The organism is Streptomyces sp. NPDC048415, from assembly GCF_040651675.1.
GTDB lineage: Bacteria > Actinomycetota > Actinomycetes > Streptomycetales > Streptomycetaceae > Streptomyces.
In genome coordinates this window covers 1-21,155 of record NZ_JBEZKJ010000099.1, presented here as the reverse complement: position 1 = coordinate 21,155, position 21,155 = coordinate 1, and the positions used below count along the sequence as shown (strand labels likewise).

At 69.8% G+C, this 21,155-nt stretch carries 15 protein-coding genes and 2 pseudogenes; 12 read left to right on the top strand and 5 right to left on the bottom strand.

Features of this window, described 5'->3' with window-relative positions; translation table 11 throughout:
• Positions 1–153 precede the first annotated feature (153 nt).
• Genes AB0D27_RS38060 through AB0D27_RS38035 form a run of 6 tightly spaced genes read left to right on the top strand, consistent with a single transcriptional unit; the run spans position 154 to position 9,881 of the window.
• A complete protein-coding gene (locus tag AB0D27_RS38060; RefSeq protein WP_362518113.1) occupies positions 154–2,592 on the top strand; it encodes an FAD-dependent oxidoreductase in 2,439 nt (812 codons plus the stop codon).
• 36 nt (positions 2,593–2,628) lie between these two features.
• Positions 2,629–3,489, top strand: coding sequence for a bifunctional methylenetetrahydrofolate dehydrogenase/methenyltetrahydrofolate cyclohydrolase (locus AB0D27_RS38055; RefSeq protein ID WP_362518110.1), 861 nt, complete (start codon positions 2,629–2,631; stop codon positions 3,487–3,489).
• The gene (gene glyA, locus AB0D27_RS38050; RefSeq protein WP_362518107.1) at positions 3,486–4,808 is read left to right on the top strand and encodes a serine hydroxymethyltransferase; all 1,323 of its coding nucleotides are present in this window, start codon (positions 3,486–3,488) and stop codon (positions 4,806–4,808) included. The genes AB0D27_RS38055 and glyA overlap by 4 nt, the downstream gene beginning before the upstream one ends.
• The gene (locus AB0D27_RS38045) at positions 4,805–6,037 is read left to right on the top strand and encodes a sarcosine oxidase subunit beta family protein (RefSeq protein WP_362518104.1); all 1,233 of its coding nucleotides are present in this window, start codon (positions 4,805–4,807) and stop codon (positions 6,035–6,037) included. Before glyA ends, AB0D27_RS38045 begins: the two co-directional genes overlap by 4 nt.
• Before the next feature lie 12 nt (positions 6,038–6,049).
• Positions 6,050–9,286, top strand: coding sequence for a sarcosine oxidase subunit delta family protein (locus AB0D27_RS38040; RefSeq protein WP_362518101.1), 3,237 nt, complete (start codon positions 6,050–6,052; stop codon positions 9,284–9,286).
• Positions 9,279–9,881: a sarcosine oxidase subunit gamma family protein gene (locus AB0D27_RS38035; RefSeq protein ID WP_362518098.1), complete on the top strand. Its 603-nt coding sequence runs from the start codon at positions 9,279–9,281 to the stop codon at positions 9,879–9,881. Before AB0D27_RS38040 ends, AB0D27_RS38035 begins: the two co-directional genes overlap by 8 nt.
• Before the next feature lie 88 nt (positions 9,882–9,969).
• Here the strand turns inward: AB0D27_RS38035 and AB0D27_RS38030 are convergent, their stop codons facing one another.
• Complete coding sequence (locus AB0D27_RS38030) at positions 9,970–10,302, bottom strand: hypothetical protein (protein WP_362518095.1); 333 nt, start codon at positions 10,300–10,302, stop codon at positions 9,970–9,972.
• Between AB0D27_RS38030 and AB0D27_RS38025 the strand changes: the two are divergent.
• Both AB0D27_RS38025 and AB0D27_RS38020 read left to right on the top strand, forming a co-directional pair.
• Positions 10,292–10,563 (top strand): annotated as a pseudogene (locus AB0D27_RS38025) (2,4-dichlorophenol 6-monooxygenase); the annotation flags it as partial. The gene AB0D27_RS38030 and the pseudogene AB0D27_RS38025 sit on opposite strands and share 11 nt — an antisense overlap.
• Positions 10,564–10,591: 28 nt before the next feature.
• A complete protein-coding gene (locus AB0D27_RS38020) occupies positions 10,592–11,455 on the top strand; it encodes an intradiol ring-cleavage dioxygenase (protein ID WP_362518092.1) in 864 nt (287 codons plus the stop codon).
• A gap of 66 nt (positions 11,456–11,521) precedes the next feature.
• Here AB0D27_RS38020 and AB0D27_RS38015 read toward each other — a convergent pair whose 3' ends face one another.
• From AB0D27_RS38015 to AB0D27_RS38000, 4 genes are all read right to left on the bottom strand, one after another.
• Positions 11,522–13,609 (bottom strand): beta-galactosidase, encoded by a 2,088-nt coding sequence (locus AB0D27_RS38015; RefSeq protein WP_362518089.1) that lies wholly within the window; start codon positions 13,607–13,609, stop codon positions 11,522–11,524.
• Positions 13,610–13,667: 58 nt separating this feature from the next.
• Positions 13,668–15,011: a sugar ABC transporter substrate-binding protein gene (locus AB0D27_RS38010; RefSeq protein WP_362518087.1), complete on the bottom strand. Its 1,344-nt coding sequence runs from the start codon at positions 15,009–15,011 to the stop codon at positions 13,668–13,670.
• 126 nt (positions 15,012–15,137) lie between these two features.
• Entirely contained in the window at positions 15,138–16,082 is a 945-nt protein-coding gene (locus tag AB0D27_RS38005) for a carbohydrate ABC transporter permease (protein WP_362518084.1), read from the bottom strand.
• A 4-nt stretch (positions 16,083–16,086) separates the two neighbouring features.
• Positions 16,087–17,013 carry a sugar ABC transporter permease gene (locus AB0D27_RS38000; protein WP_362518081.1) on the bottom strand — a complete coding sequence of 309 codons (927 nt, stop codon included), beginning with the start codon at positions 17,011–17,013 and terminating at the stop codon, positions 16,087–16,089.
• A gap of 283 nt (positions 17,014–17,296) precedes the next feature.
• Here AB0D27_RS38000 and AB0D27_RS37995 point away from each other — a divergent pair, with 283 nt between their 5' ends.
• The 4 genes and pseudogenes from AB0D27_RS37995 to AB0D27_RS37980 all read left to right on the top strand — a co-directional run.
• Complete coding sequence (locus tag AB0D27_RS37995) at positions 17,297–18,286, top strand: LacI family DNA-binding transcriptional regulator (RefSeq protein ID WP_362518078.1); 990 nt, start codon at positions 17,297–17,299, stop codon at positions 18,284–18,286.
• A gap of 197 nt (positions 18,287–18,483) precedes the next feature.
• The gene (locus AB0D27_RS37990) at positions 18,484–19,263 is read left to right on the top strand and encodes an oxidoreductase (protein ID WP_362518075.1); all 780 of its coding nucleotides are present in this window, start codon (positions 18,484–18,486) and stop codon (positions 19,261–19,263) included.
• A gap of 991 nt (positions 19,264–20,254) precedes the next feature.
• Positions 20,255–20,776, top strand: a complete 522-nt coding sequence (locus AB0D27_RS37985; RefSeq protein ID WP_362518072.1) for a sigma-70 family RNA polymerase sigma factor — start codon at positions 20,255–20,257, stop codon at positions 20,774–20,776.
• 107 nt (positions 20,777–20,883) lie between these two features.
• A pseudogene (locus AB0D27_RS37980) lies at positions 20,884–21,155 on the top strand (hypothetical protein); the annotation flags it as partial.

The following is a 21,155-nucleotide window of genomic DNA, read 5'->3' as shown; positions in this document are numbered from 1 at the left end:
TGGCAGCCTGCCGGGCCTAGTCGCGTTCCGGGCTGTCTTCCGACGTCACGGACCCCTTGACACCCACTCCTCGCGACGGGCACATTGAGTTGCGCAACCTGAAGCATGTTGCGCAGACAGCAACTGGACAGTTTTTGAGTCGGAGGTGCGGCGATGGCGGGACCCCGGGTGGTCATCATCGGAGCGGGCGTCGTGGGAGCGGCGCTCGCCGACGAGATCTCCGCGCGAGGCTGGACCGAAGTGACCGTGGTCGACCAGGGCCCGCTCCCTGCCACCGGGGGATCGTCGTCGCACGCCCCGGGCCTGGTCTTCCAGACGAACTCCTCCAAGACCATGACCGAGCTGGCCCGCTACACCGTCGAGAAGTTCTGCTCACTCGACGTCGACGGCCAGCCCTGCTTCCTGCAGGTCGGCGGCCTCGAAGTGGCGACCACCCCCGAGCGCGTCGCGGAACTGCACCGCCGTCACGGCTGGATCACCGCCTGGGGCATCGAGGCCCGGCTGCTGAGCGCCGAGGAGTGCGTCGAACAGCACCCGCTCGTGAACCCGGACAAGGTCCTCGGCGGCTTGCTGGTACCGACCGACGGCCTGGCGAAGGCCGTCCTCGCCGTCGAGGCGCAGATCCGCCGGGCCACCGAGCGCGGCGTACGCTTCCTCGCCCGCCACGAAGTCCTCGACGTGCAGCAGAGCGAGGGCCGGGTGACAGCCGTCCTCACCGACCAGGGCGAGATCCCCGCCGACATCGTCGTGTGCTGCGCCGGCATTTGGGGCCCGAAGATCGCCCGCATGATCGGCATGAACCTCCCGCTCACCCCGCTCGGCCACCAACTGGCCTGGACGGGCCCGGTACCGGCCCTGGCGGGCCAGACCGAGGAGGCGGTGCGCCCGATCCTGCGCCACCAGGACGCCGACCTCTACTACCGCGACCGCTTCGACACCCTGGGCATCGGCTACTACGGCCACCGCCCGATGCCGGTGTCCGCCGACGACATCCTGTCCGTGGGCGAGGCCGACGAGATGCCCTCGGTGCTGAAGTTCACCGAGGAAGACTTCGAGGATGCCTGGACCGAGACCCAGTCCCTGCTCCCCGCGACGAGGGAGGCCAAGGTCGAGGAAGGCATCAACGGGCTGTTCTCCTTCACCACCGACGGCCTGCCACTCCTCGGTGAATCCCCGGACGTCAAGGGCTTCTGGGTCGCGGAGGCCGTGTGGGTCACCCACTCCGCCGGCGTGGGGCGGGCCGTGGCCGAATGGCTGGTCGACGGTCACTGTTCGTCTTTCGATCTGCACGAGTGCGACGTCAACCGCTTCGAGCCGCACCAGCTCGCCCCGGAGTACGTCCTGGCACGCGACTGCCAGAACTTCGTCGAGGTCTACGACATCCTGCACCCCCTCCAGCCGTCGGGGGACCCGCGCCCGATCCGCACGAGCCCGTTCTACGCCCGCCAGCGGGAACTGGGAGCCTTCTTCCTGGAGGCGAACGGCTGGGAGCGTCCCCAGTGGTACGAGGCCAACGCGGGCCTGGTCGAAGGCCGTTCCATCCCCACTCCCAACGACTGGGCAGCGCGCTACTGGTCGCCGATCGTCGGCGCCGAGGCGCAGGCCACCCGCGAGACCGTCGCGATGTACGACATGACGGCCCTCAAGCGCCTCGAAGTCAGCGGGCCCGGTGCCGCCGCCTTCCTGGAGCGGCTGGTCACCAGCAAGGTCGCCAAGTCCGTCGGCTCGGTGACGTACACCCTGCTCCTGGACCACGACGGCGGCATCCGCAGCGACATCACCGTCGCCCGGCTCGCCCGGGACCTCTTCCAGGTCGGCGCCAACGGCAACCTGGACCTCGACTGGTTCACCCGCCACCTCCCCGCCGACGGCTCGGTCCAGGTACGCGACATCACCCCCGGCACCTGCTGCATCGGCCTGTGGGGACCGCTCGCCCGGCACGTCCTGCAGCCCCTCACCGACGCGGACTTCTCGGCGGCCGGCCTGAAGTACTTCCGCGCCCAGCGCGCCCACATCGGCTCCGTCCCCGTCACCGCGATGCGTCTGTCGTACGTCGGTGAGCTCGGCTGGGAGCTGTACACCACCGCCGACCTGGGCCAGAAACTGTGGGACACCCTCTGGCAGGCGGCCAAGCCGCTGGGCGGCATCGCCGCAGGCCGTGGCGCCTTCAACAGCCTCCGCCTGGAAAAGGGTTACCGCTCCTTCGGCACCGACATGACCTACGAGCACGACCCCTACGAGGCCGGGGTCGGTTTCGCCGTCAAGCTCGACAAGGACGACTTCATCGGCAAGGCGGCGCTTGAGCGGCGCAAGGCCGACGTACGACGCAAGCTCACCTGCCTCACCATCGACGACCCGCAGTCGGTCGTCATGGGCAAGGAGCCGGTGTACGACGGCGATCGCGCCGTCGGCTATGTCACCAGCGCCGCCTATGGCTACACGATCGGCAAGGGCATCGCCTACGCCTGGCTCCCCGCGGAGCTCGCGACCACCGGCCGCACCCTGCACATCGGCTACTTCGACCAGCGTGTCGAGGCGGTCGTCGCCGAGGAGCCCCTGTTCGACCCGTCCATGTCCCGCCTCCGTGGCTAGTACGCCTCGTGGGCTTCGAGGGAAGGAGCACCGGCGTTGAACGCACAGTTGCTCGACGGCAAGGCGACCGCCGCCGCGATCCGCCGCGAACTCGCCGAGCGCGTGGCCAAGTTGACCGCCACTGACGGCCGCCCGCCGGGACTCGGCACCGTTCTGGTCGGTGACGATCCCGGCAGCCGCGCCTACGTCGGTGGCAAACACCGTGACTGCGCGCAGATCGGCGTCGCCTCCATCCGCCGTGAGCTGCCCGCCGACGCCACGCAGGAGCAGGTCGAGGACGTGATCGACGAGCTCAACGCCGACCCGGCCTGCACCGGCTACATCGTTCAGCTCCCGCTCCCGCGCCACCTGGACGCCAATGCCGTCCTGGAACGCATGGACCCCGCCAAGGACGCCGACGGCCTGCACCCCGTCAGCCTCGGCAGGCTCGCCCTGGGCGTCGAAGCCCCGCTGCCCTGCACCCCGCGCGGCATCGTCGAACTGCTCCGCCGTCACGACGTGCCGCTCGCCGGAGCGCGGGTGTGCGTGATCGGACGGGGCATCACGGTGGGACGGCCCATCGGACTGCTGCTCACCCGCAAGTCCGAGAACGCCACCGTGACCCTGTGCCACACCGGCACCAAGGGCCTGGCCTGGCACGTACGCGAGGCGGACATCGTCATCGCGGCCGCCGGCTCGCCCGGGCTGATCACCAAGGACATGTTGCGCCCCGGCGCGGCGGTCCTGGACGTCGGCATCACCCGCACCGACCACGGGCTGGTCGGCGATGTGCATCCGGACGCCGCTCAGGTCGCCGGATGGCTCGCGCCGATGCCCGGGGGCGTAGGACCCATGACGCGGGCGATGCTGCTCGCCAATGTCGTCGAGGCCGCCGAGAGGAACGCGAACGCCGTATGAACGCGCTGAACACCCCCCTGGCGGAACTGGATCCCGAGGTCCACGCCGCGCTCCGCGCCGAGCTGCACCGGCAGCAGTCCACCCTCGAAATGATCGCCTCCGAGAACTTCGCGCCCTCGGCCGTGCTGGAGGCCCAGGGCTCGGTCCTCACCAACAAGTACGCCGAGGGCTATCCGGGCCGCCGCTACTACGGCGGCTGCGAACACGTCGACGTGACGGAACGGTTGGCCATCGAGCGGATCAAGGCCCTCTTCGGCGCCGGGTTCGCCAATGTGCAGCCACACTCGGGCGCCCAGGCGAACACCGCCGTCTTTTTCGCGCTGCTCCAGCCCGGCGACACGATCCTCGGCCTGGACCTCGCGCACGGCGGGCACCTCACCCACGGCATGCGCCTCAACTACAGCGGCAAGATGCTCAACGTCGTGCCCTATCACGTGGCCGAGACGGACAACCTCATCGACATGGACGAGGTGGAACGCCTCGCCAAGGAACACCGCCCCAAGATGATCATCGCGGGCTGGTCGGCGTACCCGCGACAGCTGGACTTCGCGGCCTTCCGGCGCATCGCCGACGAGGTGGGCGCCCTGCTGATGGTCGACATGGCGCACTTCGCGGGTCTGGTCGCAGCCGGGCTGCACCCCAACCCCGTACCGCACGCCCACGTCACCACCACGACGACGCACAAGACCCTCGGCGGTCCTCGCGGCGGAGTCATCCTCACCAACGAGGCCGATCTCGCCAAGAAGATCAACTCGGCGGTGTTCCCCGGCATGCAGGGCGGCCCCCTGGAACACGTCATCGCCGCCAAGGCGGTGTCGTTCAAGGTCGCGGCGTCACCCGAGTTCGCCGAGCGCCAGGCCCGCACGCTGGCCGGCTCCCGCATCCTCGCCGAACGCCTCACGCGGCCCGATGCCGCCGCGGCCGGGGTAAAGGTCCTCACCGGCGGTACGGACGTGCACCTCGTCCTGGTCGACCTGCGAGACTCCGAGCTCGACGGCAGGCAGGCCGAAGATCTGCTCCACGAGATCGGCATCACCGTCAACCGCAATGCCGTGCCCTTCGACCCGCGCCCGCCCATGGTCACCTCGGGACTGCGCATCGGCACACCGGCGCTGGCCACACGCGGCTTCACCGAAGAGGACTTCGCCGAGGTCGCCGACGTGATCGCGCTGGCCCTTCAGCCCGAGCCCGACATCGCCGCCCTGCGCGCCCGTAGCGAGGCGCTGGCCACCAAGCATCCGCTCTACCCGCACCTTTCAGAAGCAGAAGCAGAAGCAGAAGCAGAAGCAGAAGCAGAAGAAGCCGGAGACGTCCGATGAGCCCCCGCACCCCCGGCGCCGAGCTCCCCGAACACCCCGACTGGCTGTGGCGCACACCCGAGCCCAAGCGGTCGTACGACGTGGTGATCGTGGGCGGCGGCGGACACGGCCTCGCCACCGCCCACTACCTGGCGAAGAACCACGGCATCACCAACGTCGCCGTGCTGGAGAAGGGCTGGCTGGCGGGCGGCAACATGGCCCGCAACACCACCATCATCCGCTCCAACTACCTGTGGGACGAGAGCGCCGGCATCTACGAGCACGCGCTCAAGCTGTGGGAGGGGCTGGAGGACGAGCTCGACTATCCGATCCTCTTCTCGCAGCGCGGCGTGCTGAACCTCGCCCACAGCCTCCAGGACGTCCGCGACAGCGTGCGCCGCGTGGAGGCCAACCGCCTGAACGGCGTGGACGCCGAATGGCTCGACGCCGAGCAGGTCAAGGACGTCTGCCCGATCGTCAACATCTCGCCCGACGTGCGCTATCCGGTCATGGGCGGCACCTACCAGCCGCGCGCCGGCATCGCCAAGCACGACCACGTCGCCTGGGGTCTGGCCCGCTCCGCCGACGCGGCGGGGATCGACATCATCCAGAACTGCGAGGTCACCGGCCTCGACATCGTCGGCGGCCGGGTCGTGGGAGTGCAGACGACACTCGGCCCGATAGCGGCGGGCAAGGTGGCACTGTGCTCGGCCGGCCACACTTCCGTGCTGGCCGCCATGGCAGGCATCGAACTGCCCCTCCAAAGCCACCCGTTGCAGGCGCTGGTCTCCGAACTGCTTGAGCCGGTGCACCCGACGGTGGTCATGTCCAACGCGGTCCATGTGTACGTCAGCCAGGCCCACAAGGGCGAACTGGTGATGGGCGCGGGCATCGACTCGTACAACTCCTACACCCAGCGCGGCGCCTTCCACATCATCGAAGAGCAGATGTCCGCCGCCCTGGAGCTCTTCCCGGTCTTCGCCCGGGCCCATGTGCTGCGCACCTGGGGCGGCATCGTCGACGTCAGCCCCGACGCCTCACCCATCGTCGGACTCAGCCCTGTCGACAACCTCTACCTCAACTGTGGCTGGGGGACGGGTGGGTTCAAGGCCACCCCGGGCGTCGGCTGGGTCTACGCCCACACCATCGCCCACGACACCCCTCACCACCTCAACGCCCCCTTCTCGCTCGACCGTTTCACCACCGGCGCGCTCGTCGACGAGCACGGCGCGGCCGCGGTGGCCCACTAGGGAGCCGAACCCATGCTGCTGATCCCATGCCCCTGGTGCGGGCCCCGCGACGAGGCCGAGTTCCACTACGGTGGCCAGGCGCACGTGCCCTATCCCCAGGACCCCACGGCCCTGACCGACGAGGAGTGGGCGCACTACCTCTTCTTCCGCGACAACCCCAAGGGCCCGTTCGCCGAACGCTGGACCCACGCGGCCGGATGCCGGCGCTGGTTCAACGCCGTGCGAGACACGGGAACGAACGAGATCCTGTCGGTGTACCGCTCGGGCGAGCCGCGGCCGGACAATCCCACCCGGCCCGGGTCGTGGGCAGGCGTTCCGCAGGGCGATGGGGGTCCCACCGGCCTGCACCCGGCGGCGGACCCCGCGGGGTCTGGGGCGGCAGCCGCAGTTTCGGGAAGGGGCGTGCTCGGCGGAGAAGCCACTCCTGTCGCCACCCAACCGTTCCGGCTGCCCACCGGCGGCCGCGTCCACCGCGACGAGCGGCTGCGCTTCGTCTTCGACGGCACGCCGTACGAGGGCGTCCGCGGTGACAGCCTCGCCTCCGCCCTCCTCGCCAACGGCGTCATCCAGGCCGGCACGAGCATCAAGCTCGGCCGCCCACGCGGCATCTTCTCGGCCGGTGTCGAGGAGCCCAACGCCGTCATCCAGATCGAGGCGCCCTTCCCCGAGCCGATGCTGCCCGCGACGACCGTGGAGCTGTACGACGGCCTGGTCGCAAGCAGCCTGCCCGGCCAGGGACGCCTCGCCACCGAACCGGACCCCGCCCGCTACGACGCCGTGCACGCGCACTGCGACCTGCTCGTCGTCGGCGCCGGACCGGCCGGACTCGCCGCCGCGGCGGCCGCCGCCCGCAGCGGAGCACGCGTGATCCTCGCCGACGACCAGCCCGAGTTGGGTGGCAGTCTGCTGGGCACGGGCGAACATCTCGACTGGGCGGAAGAAGTCGGCGCGCTCCTCGAAGCCGCGCCCGAGGTGCGCGTGCTGCGCCGCACCACGGTCTTCGGCCACTACGACGACAACCACCTCCTCGCCGTCGAGCGTCGCACCAACCACCTGGGGGCAGGGGCCCCCGAGCATGTCTCCCGCGAGCGCGTCTGGCGCATCCGCGCCCGTCGTGTCGTTCTCGCCACCGGCGCCCACGAGCGCTCGTTGGCCTTCGCGGACAACGACCGCCCTGGAGTGATGCTGGCCGCCTCGGCCCGCGCCTATGTCAACCGCCACGGTGTCCTGCCCGGCCGCCACGCTGTCGTCTTCACCACCAACGACAGCGCCTATGCCGCCGCGCTGGATCTCGCCGCGGCGGGCGTGGAGGTCGCGGCGATCGTCGACACCCGGTCCGAGCCGGGGGAGTGGGAGGGCCGTGCCCGGGAGGCCGGGATCGAGGTGCTGAGCGGATACGCCGTCACCGGCACGGAAGGCGGCACGCGCCTTACCGCGGTGACGGCCGCCCCGTACGGCGAGTCCACAGCGCGCCGGGAGTTCGCCGTCGACCTCCTGCTGGTCTCCGGCGGCTGGAACCCCGTCGCGCACCTGTTCAGCCAGGCGGGCGGAAAGCTGCGCTACGACGACACGCTCGGCTCCTTCGTCCCCGGCACCTGCCGTCAGGCGGTCGAGGTCGCGGGCAGCGCGAACGGCGTACTCGACCTGGCCGGCGTCCTCGCGCAGGGTGCGGCTGCCGGTGCTCGTGCGATCGAGTCCGAGGGCTATACCTCCGAGGTGCCCCGCCTTCCCGACGTGGCCGCCGAGCCGCAGTCTGCGCCCATGCAGGTCTTCCTCGTCCCCGGCGCCGCCGACGGACCCCGTTTCGTCGACCTCCAGCGCGATGTCACCGTCGACGAACTGACCCGCGCGACCGGCGCCGGTCTGCGCTCGGTCGAGCACACCAAGCGCTACACGACGGCCGGCACCGCCAACGACCAGGGCAAGACCTCCGGAGTACTCGCCAGTGGCATCGTCGCCGAACTCCTCGGCGTGGACGTCTCGGCCCTCGGCACGACGACGTTCCGGCCGCCCTACACCCCCGTCTCCTTCGCCACCCTCGCGGGCCGCGACCGCGGCGCGCTCCACGACCCGGTGCGCGTGACCGCCCTGCACGACTGGCATGTCCTGCACGGCGCCCTGTTCGAGAACGTCGGCCAGTGGAAGCGGCCCTGGTACTACCCGCAGGACGACGAGGACATGGACACCGCCGTGCTGCGCGAGTGCGCCGCCGCCCGCGAGGGCGTCGCCTTCATGGACGCCTCCACCCTCGGCAAGATCGACGTACAGGGGCCGGACGCCGCGGTGTTCCTCGACCTGCTCTACACCAACATGATGAGCACCCTGAAGGTCGGCATGATCCGCTACGGGGTCATGTCCCGTCCGGACGGCATGATCTTCGACGACGGCACCGTCATCCGCCTCGCGCCGGACCGCTTCCTGGTCACCACCACGACGGGTAACGCGGCCGCCGTCCTGGACTGGATGGAGGAATGGCTGCAGACCGAGTGGCCCGAACTGCGCGTCCACTGCGCCTCCGTCACCGAGCAGTGGGCCACCGTCGCCCTGGTCGGCCCCCGCTCCCGCGAGGTGCTGGGCGCGCTCGCACCGGCGCTGGCAGTGGAGAACGACAGCTTCCCGTTCATGGCATGGCGGGAGACGACCGTCGCGGGCATCGAGGCAAGGGTGTGCCGGATCAGCTTCTCCGGCGAACTGGCCTATGAGATCAATGTGTCGCCGTGGGAGGCGCTCGCACTGTGGGAGGCGCTGTACGAAGCCGGTGCGCCGTACGGCATCACCCCGTACGGCACCGAGACCATGCACGTCCTGCGCGCGGAGAAGGGCTACCCGATCATCGGTCAGGACACCGACGGCACCGTAACGCCCCACGACCTCGGCATGAGTTGGGCAGTGTCGAAGAAGAAGCCCGACTTCATCGGCAAGCGCTCCTACGCCCGCGCCGACGCCGTCCGCCCCGACCGCAAGCACCTGGTCGGCCTGCTCCCCGAGGACCCCGGCACCTTCCTGCCCGAGGGGACGCAGCTGGTCGCCGACAGCGTGCTGCCCGCCCCGCCCGTCCCGATGCTCGGCCACGTCACCTCCAGCTACCGCAGCGCCGCACTCGGCCGGACCTTCGCGCTCGCCCTCGTCAAGGGCGGCCGGGACCGCATCGGCGAGCGGCTCTACGCCCCCGTGGGCAACCGGCTGGTGCCGGTGACCGTCGCAAGCCCCGTCCTCTACGACCCCGAGGGAGCCCGCCGCGATGGCTGACACCGCCCTTTCCGTCCCGCGCCGCAGTCCCCTGTCGGGGGCCTCCGACCGCCTGACCGCGGCAACGCGCGCCTCCGGGGGCGCGGTCCGCCTGGCCGAGCTCCCTTTCCTGGCCCAGGTGAACGTCCGGCTTGACGCCAAGGGAGCGGCAGCGGATGCCGTCGGGCTCGCACTGGGTCTCCCACTGCCTCTCGAACCCAACACCGTCGTACGTGCCGGGGAGCTGACCGCTCTGTGGCTCGGCCCCGACGAGTGGCTGGTGGTTGGCACGCCGGGCACTCAGCAGGACTTGGAGAACCGGATCCGGGCGGCGACCGGCGACGAACCCGTGTCCGTCACCGATGTCTCCGCCCAGCGCACCACCCTGCTCGTCGCGGGTCCCCGCGCGCGCGACCTGCTGGCACACGGCTGCCCGCTGGATCTGCACCCGCGTGCCTTCGGCGCCGGACGCTGCGCCCAGACCACCCTCGCCCGCGCCCAGATCGTGCTGGTCGCCCGGGACGAATCCAGGGCCGGATTCTGGGTGCTGGTCCGTTCCTCCTTCGCCGGCTACCTGACGGACTGGCTGCTGGACGCGGCGGCGGAATACGTCTGAACGAGTCCACAGGGCGTGATCTTCACAGGAGTTGAGGGGCGGCTGCGGGGCTCTTGATCGTTGGCTGGGCTGTCGTGTCAGGATGCGGTCACAGACGTTGTGGATCACGCGCGGCCCGCTGCCGTTTCGACAGCGGGCTTCGCTTCCGACGCAGTCGGACGGCCTGCCGGTGCCCTTCCCGATGAGCGGCGAGATGCTCCGGCTGGGCGACGCGGGCCACGAGACGCTGCACCGCCGCGTCCGCCCGGGCCTGGCGTACGTCGGCGAACGCGCCGTCTTCGCGGGCCTCGACACCTCCGACAACCTGCGCGTCGGCCGCGTCCGGGCCGACCAGGCGGTCGAGCTCTTCCCTGAAGTCGGCAAGCGACTCGAGACCGGCGCCTGCACGCTGTCGGCCACGGTCGTGCCCGGGCCGCTTCACGCGGCTCACCGGTATCGGCGGCGAGAGCTGGGTCCGCGCGGCCGAGGCTCAGGACCTGGAGATCGCGACCGTCGTCATCGGGCCCGGGCAGGAGCACGAGGATCCGTATGGGGACTCGCCGCGGCTGAACGAGGTGTCGGACCCCCGAGGGCCCTGCTCGTACTCCCCGACGGCCATGTCGCTTTCCGGTACGCGGCGGCGACCGAGGACGCCGAGGAGTTGCTGTCGGGGGCGCTGCGGCGGATCCTCGGACATGCCTGAGGATCACCTGCGGGACCAGGGGAGTGGCATGACCGCGCGATTCACGACCGACATCACGGGTGCTGTCGTCGACAGCCTCCAGGACACGGCGGATCCCCGGCTGCGGGAGGTGCTGAGCGCGCTCACCCGCCACCTCCACGACTTCGTAAGGGAGACGAAGCCGACGATGGGGGAGTGGGAGCGGGCCATCGGCTTCCTGACGGCGACCGGGCAGATGTGCACCGACACCCGGCAGGAGTTCATCCTGCTGTCGGACGTGCTCGGCGTCTCGATGCTCGTGGAGACCATCAACGCCCACCGCGACCCCGGCGCCACCGAGTCCACCGTCCTCGGCCCCTTCCACATGACCGAGTCGCCGGTCCGCGCGCTCGGCGCGAACATCGACCTGGTGGGCAGCGGCGAGCCGTGCGTGGTCAGCGGCCGGGTGCTGTCCCGGGACGGCGCCCCGCTGCCCGGCGCGGTCCTCGACGTGTGGCAGGCCGACGCGCAGGGCTACTACGACGTCCAGCGGCCGGACGTCCAACCGGCGGGCAACGGACGAGGGCTCTTCACGGCGGACGTCGAGGGCCGCTTCTGGTTCCGTACCTGCGTGCCGAGCCCGTACCCGATCCCCACCGACGGTCCGGTCGGCGATCTGCTCCGCGCCACGGCCCGGCACCCCTACCGCCCCGCCCACATCCACTTCATCGCCTCGGCCGACGGCCACACCCCGGTCACCACGCACATGTTCGTTGCGGGGAGCCCCTACCTCGACTCGGACGCGGTGTTCGCCGTGAAGAGGAGCCTGGTCCAGGACTTCGCCGCGACCGACGACCCGTCCCTGGCACGGGAGTTCGGCGTCCCGATCCCCTTCCGGCACGCACGCTTCGACCTCGTACTGGATCCGCAATGACCGCAATGGTCACCCCGCTCGACCTCTCCCACGACACCCGGTCCGCGCGGGTGGTGCACGACTCCCCTACCCCGCCGGAGTGGGTCCGGGACCGATCATGGGCGTGGGCTGTCGCAGGACGGCGACTTCCCTGGGCGGCAGCAGCAGCGTGCCGTCGGTGACAGCCGGGCCGATCAGCAGATCCCCGGCGAGTCCGGTCAGCGGCACCGTCTCCTCGGTCCGGTTGACCAGGAACAGGAAGCGGCTGTCGGCGCCGCGGCGGACGATCAGCTCAACGCTTCCCCGCGCGCTGTCCGGCAGTTCGCTGACGACCCCGGCCGAGGCGAGCAGCTTCGGCAGCAGCCCCGTGAGGCCTCCCGTGCCCAGCCGGGTGGAGACGTACGCGGCCGAACCCCTGCCCACCGTGCGGCGGGTGACGGCGGGGCGGCCGGCGTACGTACCGCCGCGGTAGTGACCGAGTACCTCCACCTCCGGGTCGGTGACGGTGATCCGGTCGGTCCACAGCGAGCCCGTGGCCGAAACGTCCGGGTTCAGGTCCAGTTCGACCGTGCCGCCGTCGAGCAGCGGACCGAACTCCTCGACCCGGATGCCGAGCAGCTCGCGCAGGGCTCCCGGGTAGCCGCCGAGCCAGATGTGATCGTTCTCGTCCACGACACCGGAGAAGTACGTGGTGACCAGGTGGCCGCCCTGCTCGACGTACCGCGTGAGTTCCTTGGACAGTGCGGCCGGGACCATGTGCAGCACGGGTGCGATGAGCATCTCGTACCGGTCGAGGTCGGCGCGCTGGGTGACGACGTCGGCCCGGATGCCGAGGGCGAGGAGGGCGGAGTACCAGTCGAGCCCCTCCTGGCGGTAGTCGAGGCGGGAGGTGGGGTGCGAGTCCTGCTCGCTCGCCCACCACGACTCCCAGTCGAAGACGATCCCGACCCGGGCCGGCTCGCGCTCGGTGCCGGCGACCGGGGCCAGCGTCCGAAGCGTCTGCCCGAGCGCGGCCACGGCGCGGAAGACCTCGCTGTCGGAGCCGGCGTGCGGCACCATCGCCGAGTGGTACTTCTCGGCGCCGGCCGCCGACTGCCGCCACTGGAAGAAGCACACGGCGTCGGCGCCGTGCGCGACATGCAGCAGTGAGTCGCGGGCCAGGTCGCCCGGACGCTTGGCGACGTTGACGGGCTGCCAGTTGACGGCGCTGGTGGAGTGCTCCATGAGGAACCACGGGCGTCCGCCGGAGATGCCACTGACCAGGTTGGCGGAGAAGGAGAGTTCGTCCCGGTCCTGCCGGCCGGGCATGACGTAGTGGTCGTTGGAGACGAAGTCGATCTCGGTGGCCCAGTCGGCGTAGTTCATGCCCTTGGTGCCGCCCATCACCATGAAGTTCGTGGTGACGGCTACACCGGGGGTGAGCTCGCGCAGCACGTCCCGTTCCGCGCGCAGGTACTCCTTCAGCGCGTCGGAGGAGAAGCGCTTGAAGTCCAGCTGCTGTGTGGGGTTCGGATAGGAGGCGGCCAGCCGGGGCGGCAAAATCTGCTCCCAGTCGCTGTACCGCTGGGACCAGAACGCGGTGCCCCAGGCGTGATTGAGGCCGTCGAGCGTGGTGTAGCGGGCGCGCAGCCAGTCGCGGAAGGCACGGGCGGCGTCGTCGGAGTAGTCGTAGACGTTGTGGCAGCCCAGCTCGTTGGAGATGTGCCAGGCCACCAGCGCGGGATGGTCCGCGTACCGCTCGGCCATCTTCCGCACCAGGCGCAGCGCGTGGTCGCGGAAGACGGGCGAGGTGGGCCGCCAGTGCTGCCGTCCCCCCGGCCACAGCGTCTCGCCCGAGGCGGTCTGCGGGAGGATCTCCGGGTGCGCCGTGGTGAGCCAGGGCGGCGGGGACGCGGTGGCGGTGGCCAGGTCGACCCCGACGCCGCCCGCGTGCAGCAGGTCCATGATCTCGTCGAGCCAGGAGAAGTCCCACTCCTTCTCGGCCGGCTGGATGCGGGCCCATGAGAAGATCCCCACGGAGACGATGTTGACGCCGGCCTCGCGCATCAGCCGGATGTCGTCCTCCCACACCTCGCGCGGCCACTGCTCCGGGTTGTAGTCGGCGCCGTACGCGAGGCGTGGGGTGGGGTCACCGTCCGGCCCGTGCCGCAACTGGGACAGGAGGGTGGAGATCATGGTGGTCCTTCCGGTGTGCTGCACGGGGCGGCGCGTGGTGGGTGTGACGTCCGAGCGGTCAGTTCTGGACCGTGAAGCCCTGCTCGTTTCCGTACTTGACGGACGCGTCCTGCCAGGACTTCAGGCCGGCGGTCAGCTTCGTGCCGGAGATGTAGGCCTTGCCGACGGTGTCGTTGAAGATGGAGTTGGCGTAGACCTGGTAGGGCAGGTACGACCAGTCGGAGGCGACGTTCGCGGCCGACTCGGCGAAGACCTTGTTGGCCTTCTGCCCGCCGAAGTACGGGAACTCGGTGTTCTGGAAGGCGGTGGACTGGAGATCCGCCGTGGTCGCGGGGAAGGCGCCCGCCTTCAGGCGGGTCTGCACGCCCTTGCCGGCGTTCGCGTACGCGGTGAAGGCGTAGGCGAGTTCCTTGTTCTTGCCCAGCGCGGGCAGCGCCAGGGAGCTGCCGCCGTTCTCCGCGCTGGCCTTGTCACCGGCGGTCCACGCGGGCAGCGGTGCCGCGCGCCAGTCGCCGGAGGCACCCTTCACACCGGTGGCGAAGTTGGCGGGCATCCAGGCGCCGGTGGCGAGGGTCGCGATGCTGCCGTCGCCGAGCCCCTTGTACCAGTCGTCGCTCCACCCGGTGATGGGTGAGAGCAGCTTCTCGTCGAGGAGCTTCTGCCAGACCTCGGCGTACTTCTTGGCACCGGCGTCGGAGAAGTTGATCGTCACTTTCGTGCCGTCGACCTTGTAGGGGCGTGAACCGGCCTGCCACAGCAGGCTGGTGGTCTCGCCGGCGTCGCCGGTGTCGTTGGCGATGTACGCCTTGGGGTCGGCCTTGTGCAGCTTGCGGGCCGCGTCGAGGTACTCGTCCCAGGTGGTCGGCACCTTGATCTTGTACTTGTCGAAGACCTTCTTGTTGTAGAACAGCGCCATCGGCCCGGAGTCCATCGGCAGGGCGTAGATGTTCTTGGTGCCGGCCTTCACGGCGTTCAACGGGCCGGGGGAGTACTTGCTCGCGAGCTTGTCCGCCCCGTACGGGGTCAGATCGTCGAGGCCCTTGGTCAGCGCGTACTGGCCCAGCGCGTAGTACTCGATCTGCGCGACGTCGGGGACGCCCTTCTTCGCGGAGATGGCGTTCTGCAGGGCCTTGTACTGGTCGTTGCCGGTGCCCGCGTTGACCAGCTTGACGTGGACGGCGGGGTGTTCCTTCTCGAAGTCGGCGGCCACCTGCTTGAGCGTGGGCTCCCAGGCCCAGACCGTCAGGGTGCCGCCCTTCTTGAGGGCCGCGTCTATGTCCTTCGCGGAAACCGGCTTGGTGCTGGAGCTGTTGTCGTCGGAGCCGCCGCAGGCGGTCGCCCCCAGGGCGAGGGCGGAGACCAGGGCGAGGCCGCGCAGCAGGCGGCGAGGGTTCATGTGCATGGACGTGCTTCCACTTCGTCGTGGCCGAAACCGTGCCTGATGAGGGGTGAGAAACAGTGGGGGAGACGGTGCGTGGGGGAGACGGAGCGTGGGGGAGACGGTGCGGTGCGGTGCGGGGGCTTGGGGCTACTCCTTGACGCTTCCGGCGGCGAGCCCGGACTGCCAGTACTTCTGGAGCAGCAGGAACGCGGCGATCAGCGGCAGGATCGTGATCAGTGAGCCGGTGATCACCAGGTTGAAGACAGGCGTGCCGCCGGCGGTCGCGGCCTGGGCGTTCCAGCTGTTCAGACCCAGCGTCAGCGGATACCAGTCCGGGTCCTTGAGCATGATCAGCGGCAGGAAGTAGTTGTTCCAGGTCGCGACCATCGTGAACAGCGAGACGGTCACGATGCCGGGTGCGAGCAGCGGCAGGACGACCTGGAAGAAGGTGCGCAGCTCGCCGGCGCCGTCGATGCGGGCGGCCTCCATCAACTCGTCCGGGACGGCCTCGGTGGCGAAGACCCACATCAGGTAGAGGCCGAAGGGCGAGATGAGGGACGGGATGATCACCGCCCAGGGAGTGTCGGTCAGGCCCATCTTGCTGAACATCAGGAAGGTGGGTACGGCCAGGGCGGTGCCCGGCACCGCGACGGCACCGATGACGACGGCGAAGACGGCCCGCTTGCCGGGGAACGTGAACTTCGCCAGGGCGTAACCGCCCAGTACCGCCAGCAAGGTGGCACCGCCGGCGCCGACCACGACGTACAACACGGTGTTCAGCAGCCAGCGGGTGAAGACGCCGTCGTTGTAGGTGAACGTCTCACGGATGTTGTCCCACAGGGCGAAGTCGCCGTTGAACCACAGCCCGAACGAATGGGCCAGTCCCTCCTGGGTCTTGGTGGCGCTGATGATCAGCCACACCAGCGGCACCAGGGAGTAGAGCAGGATCAGACCGGTGAGCATGGTCAGCAGCACGCTGCGCCGCGGGCGCGTCGGGCTGTGCCGGCGCGGTCCGCGCAGGCGGGGTACGGAGCCGGCGGAGGCGGTCGAAGGACGGGCGGGCTGGGAGACGGTGGTGACGGGGCTGCTCATCGCTTCACGCTCCCTTGCGCATGCCGCGCAGCTGGACGACGTAGGCGATGACCATGGTGATCAGGCCCATGACGATGGCGACCGTCGCGGAGTAGTTGTGCTGCTGGCCCGAGAAGGACAGCGAGTACGTGTAGAAGTTCGGCGTGTAGTTGGTGGTGATCGCGTTGGGCGCGAGCTTCTGCAGGATGCTCGGCTCGTTGAAGAGCTGGAAGGTGCCGATGATCGAGAAGATCGTCGCGATGACCAGGGCGCCGCGGATCGCGGGGAGCTTGATGGCGCTGATCACGCGGAACTGTCCGGCGCCGTCGATCTCCGCGGCCTCGTACAGCGAGTGCGGGATGACGCGGAGCGCGGAGTAGAAGATCAGCATGTTGTAGCCGACGAACTCCCAGGTGACGATGTTGCCGATCGACGCCAGGATCAGATCCGGGGAAAGCGGGTTGGGCAGGGAGACGCCCAGCGCGTCGTTGATGTCGCTCACCAGGCCGAACCGGGTGCCGTACATGAAGCCCCACATCAGGGTGGCGACCACGGCGGGCACCGCGTACGGCAGGAAGATCGAGATCCGGAAGAAGTCCTTGCCGAACAGCCGCCCGCTGTCCAGGGCGAGTGCCACGAGCAGGGCGATGCCCAGCATGATCGGCACCTGCACCAGCAGGAACAGCGACACACGGGCCAGGGACTCCCAGAACTGCTGGTCCCGCAAAGCCTCTTGGTAGTTGTCCAGGCCGACGAAGGACGTGCCGCCGATGAGCTTGTCGCGGAACAGGCTGAGGTAGACCGAATAGATGATCGGAGCCAGGAAGACGAAGGTGAAGACCACCGCGAAGGGGCCGATGAACCCCCAGCCGGTCCACGAACGGCGGTCCCGTTTCGCCGGAGGCCGGTCCGGGCGCCGTGTCACGGCCGCAGGGGGTTGAAGCGTCGTCATGTCGTTCCTCGCTCGTCCTTCTCGGAACCGGCGTCGTGCGCCATCGCGATGTTTACGTAAACATAGAGGTCCCGGGAGCGCCGCGGGCTGTTATGTTTACGTAAACATCTGATGGCGGCATGTCTACACTGCGCCAATGTCGGTGGTCAAGGGTCGGCCGGTGAAACGGCGGCCCAGGCAACGAGGGAGACGGGTGGACACGGCGAACAGCGGCTCGACGCGCAGAGGCCGGGCACGGACGCGCACGGGCGAACGGGCCGAACGTCGCACACAAAGCGCGTCCATGGCGGATGTCGCGCGCCTGGCGGGGGTCTCCTCGCAGACCGTCTCCCGCGTATCCAACGGGTTCGCGGGGGTCAACGAGGAGACCCGGCGCCAAGTGCTGGCCGCCATGAAGGAACTGGGCTACCGGCCCAACAGCGCGGCCCGGGCCCTCAAGCGCGGCGAGTTCCGCACCCTGGGTGTCATCACCTTCACCCTCTCCACCACGGGCAATATGCGCACCCTGGAGGCGATCGCCACGTCCGCGGCGCAGGAGGGCTACGCCGTCACGCTGCTGCCCGTCGCCGTCCCCACCCAGGACGAGGTACGGGGCGCGTTCTCCCGGCTGGGAGAGCTCGCCGTCGACGCCGTCATCGTCATCATGGAGGTGCACCTGCTCGACGCGGCGACCATCTCCCTGCCCCCTCATGTCCAGGTCGTCGTCGCCGACTCGGACGCCGGTGACCGCTACACCGTGGTCGACACCGACCAGGCCGGGGGAGCCCGCGCCGCCGTACGGCACCTGCTGGACCTCGGGCATCGCACGGTGTGGCATCTGGCCGGCCCCGATGAGTCCTTCGCGGCGCAGCGCCGCGCCGACGCCTGGAGCGCCGAACTCACCGAGGCGGGCCGCACCCCGCCGCCCCTGGTGCGGGGCGACTGGTCGGCGGAGTCCGGCTATCACGCGGGTCTGCGGCTCGCCGACGAGAAGGACTGTACGGCGGTGTTCGCGGCCAACGACCAGATGGCGCTCGGCCTTTTGAGGGCCCTGCACGAGCGCGGGCGGAAAATCCCCGAGGACGTCAGTGTCATCGGCTTCGACGACATCCCCGAGGCGGGCTCCTTCCTGCCGCCCCTCACCACGGTGCACCAGGACTTCGCCGAAGTGGGACGCCTGTGCGTCGAGGGCGTGCTGCGGCGGATGCACCACGGCGGGACCGAACACGGCACCACGCTCGTCCCTACGACGCTCGTGGTGCGCGCGAGTACGGCGCCGCCTCCCGCACGCTAGCCGTGTCGTCCGCGGGGCGGCTGCGCGCGCTCCGGCGCCGTCGCCGCCGGGTACGCCTGGGCCGGACCGCAGGTGACAACGTCGCGGCCTCGGTGCTCGGAACGGCCTCCGCGCCCAGCAGTCGGTCGACCCAGGCCGATGCGCGCCGCAGGGCGCAAGCTGAGGGAGTGGGCCGACCCCGAGCGAGGAGCAGGACGATGGCACAGGAACTGCAGGGCCGAACGGCTGTGGTGACCGGGGCGAGCAAGGGCATCGGCCTGGCCGTGGCCGAGGCACTCGCCGGGGCGGGTGCGCAGGTGGTCGCGGCGGCGCGGGGGTCCTCGGACGGCCTCGACACGCTGGTGAAGTCCGGGAGCGCTCGCTGGGTGCCGGTCGACCTCACCGAACCCGGGAGCGCGGAACGGCTCGCGGCGGAGGCGGGAGCCGGGGTGGACATCCTGGTGAACAACGTCGGCTCGGCGCCCGCACGCCCCGGCGGCTTCCTCAGCGTCACCGACGCGCAGTGGCGGCAGACCGTCGAGCTCAACCTCTTCGCCGCCGTCGCGGTCACCCGCGCCGTGCTGCCCGGAATGCTGGCGGCCGGTCGTGGCTCCATCGTGAACATCGGCTCGGTCAACGCCGAACTGCCGGACCCGACCGTGATCGACTACAGCGCGGCCAAGGCGGCGCTGGCCAACTTCTCCAAGGCGCTGTCGAAGGAGTTCGGCCCCCGCGGAGTGCGCGTGAACAGCGTCAGCCCCGGACCGGTGGAGACGGATCTGTGGGTCGGCGGGGGCGGTGTCGCCGAGACCGTGTCGGCAGCCGCCGGGCTGCGTCCGCAGGACGTGATGGCGCAGGCGGCCGGGGCGACCGTCAGCGGGCGATTCTCCCGGCCCTCGGAGATCGCCGACCTGGTGGTGTTCCTGGCGGGCGACCGCGCGGCGAACATCCTCGGCAGCGATGTCCGGATCGACGGGGGCTTCGTGCCGACATGGTGAGGAGAGACCCAGTGTCGGAGCTGCGCCTCTGAGCCCGTGGGCCCTCGCGCCCGGCACCCGTCGTCGAACGCCGTCTCCAGAACCATCAGCCGAGCCGAGTCCTCGGGCGGCAGCGGTTGGGCGCGGGCCTGTTCGAGCAGGGCGCTGACCGGCTTCGGGCGGACGAACTCGAAGGCCATCTCCGCTGCGCGCAGCGGAGGCATCAGCCGAGCCGAGTTCTTAGGCGGCAGCGGTCGGGCGCGGACCTGTTTGAGCAGGGCGCGGACCGACTCCGGGCGGACGAATTCGAAGGCCAGCTCCGCCGCGCGCAGCAGGCGGTGACCACTGACCGCCTCGTCCGGCGTGACTTTCGACAAGCACCAGGAACGACTGGGCCAGCGAGGGCGCACCGCGCGCCCAGGCGCCCGACTGGCGGAGGGCGCGTCTCCATCTCCGCGTCACCGTGCAGGGTGGCGAACGGCAGCCTCTGCTCGGCCTCGAGGCCTGCTGCCCGCGGCACCCGAAAGCCGCGCGCCGCGGCTTCCTCGGCGCAGGACCTCAGCAGTGCCGTCTTACCGATCCCCGGCTGCCCCGCCATGCGGACGACCGCTTCCGATTTCCGACAGGCCGTCCCACAGTCGCCGGACCACGGCCAGCCGGAATGTGGCTTATTCAATACGGGTATGGCTGATTATGGTGCCATTCTCAGGGCTTTATTGGGTGCGTTCCCCGTTGGTGTGACGTTTCGGCAACGACTGAGTGGCCCTGCGGTCCGCGCGAAAGATATAGCACGAGACGGGGCATCCCGGAACAGGATCCTCCGTTTTCCATGCGGACGAGTGGAAGCCATTCGGTTCGGTTTGTCGGTGTGTGGGTTCGGAAAAGTAACTCCGCGACGGGTGGGGGATAAGCCGTGCGAATATTCGGACTTCGCACCAGGAATCGTCTCGGGGCCATGGATCACAAGAATTTAGAAGACCATTTAGGTGAGTTCGGTATCGTCGATCGAGCAATGAGTGAATCCCAGGAAGAGATGCGGCGGGAGCTGTCCTGGGATGTCATCGCCGGTCACCGGGAGCGTCTGATGCGGCTGGTCCGCCGACGCCTTCCGAACGCTCAGGACGCCGAGGACTGCGTACACGAAGCGATGCTGAGGGCGGCCGCCCACGGGAATCTGGACCGAGAGCGGATCGGTCGCTTTCTGACCACGGTGGCCCTGCGCCTGTGCGTCGACCACTACCGCGAACTGGAGCGCAGGCGACGGCTGTTGCGCCGCGCGGTGGACGTGGGCGCCCCCGAGGCGCCGGACGAGGGCGTGTGCGATCAGGACTTCGGTCGCTGGCTGCTGGGCCAGGTCCATCTGCTGCGGGGCCGCGAGCGCCAGGTCGTGCTCGCCCGGGCCCACGGAATCTCCACGCTGGAATTCGCGCGCATGCACCAGATCTCGGTGAAGGCGGCGGAAGGTGCTTTCACCCGGGGGCGGGCCCGGCTGCGGCTTGTCTGCGCCAAAGCCCTGGACGGCGTCGCGGCATAACGAATTTCCGTGCTCTTCCCGTGCGTGGCCCAAGCCGGCGCGGGTGTCAAACGGCTCCCCTATTCCGGGAGTGCAGATGAGCAGGCGAGAGGGAAAGGGTATCTTCCGTGGGCAAAAACAATACCCAGGACACCATCAAGGATTTCATCGGCGATATCGCCGACAGCACCAAGAAGGCGTTCGACGAGATTCTCGACCGTAAAGGCGACGACAGTCATTCCGCGGACTGGCTCAATCCGGGGAGCTCGTATCAGGCGCTCAACGGACTGCCGGGCGATGTCCTGAGGACGGTCAGCGCGCTGTCGGCACTCGGCGGCGTGGCCAACCCCGTCGCCGCACTCGCGAACGTCGCCAACGCCGCCGCCGGAGCCGGCGCGGC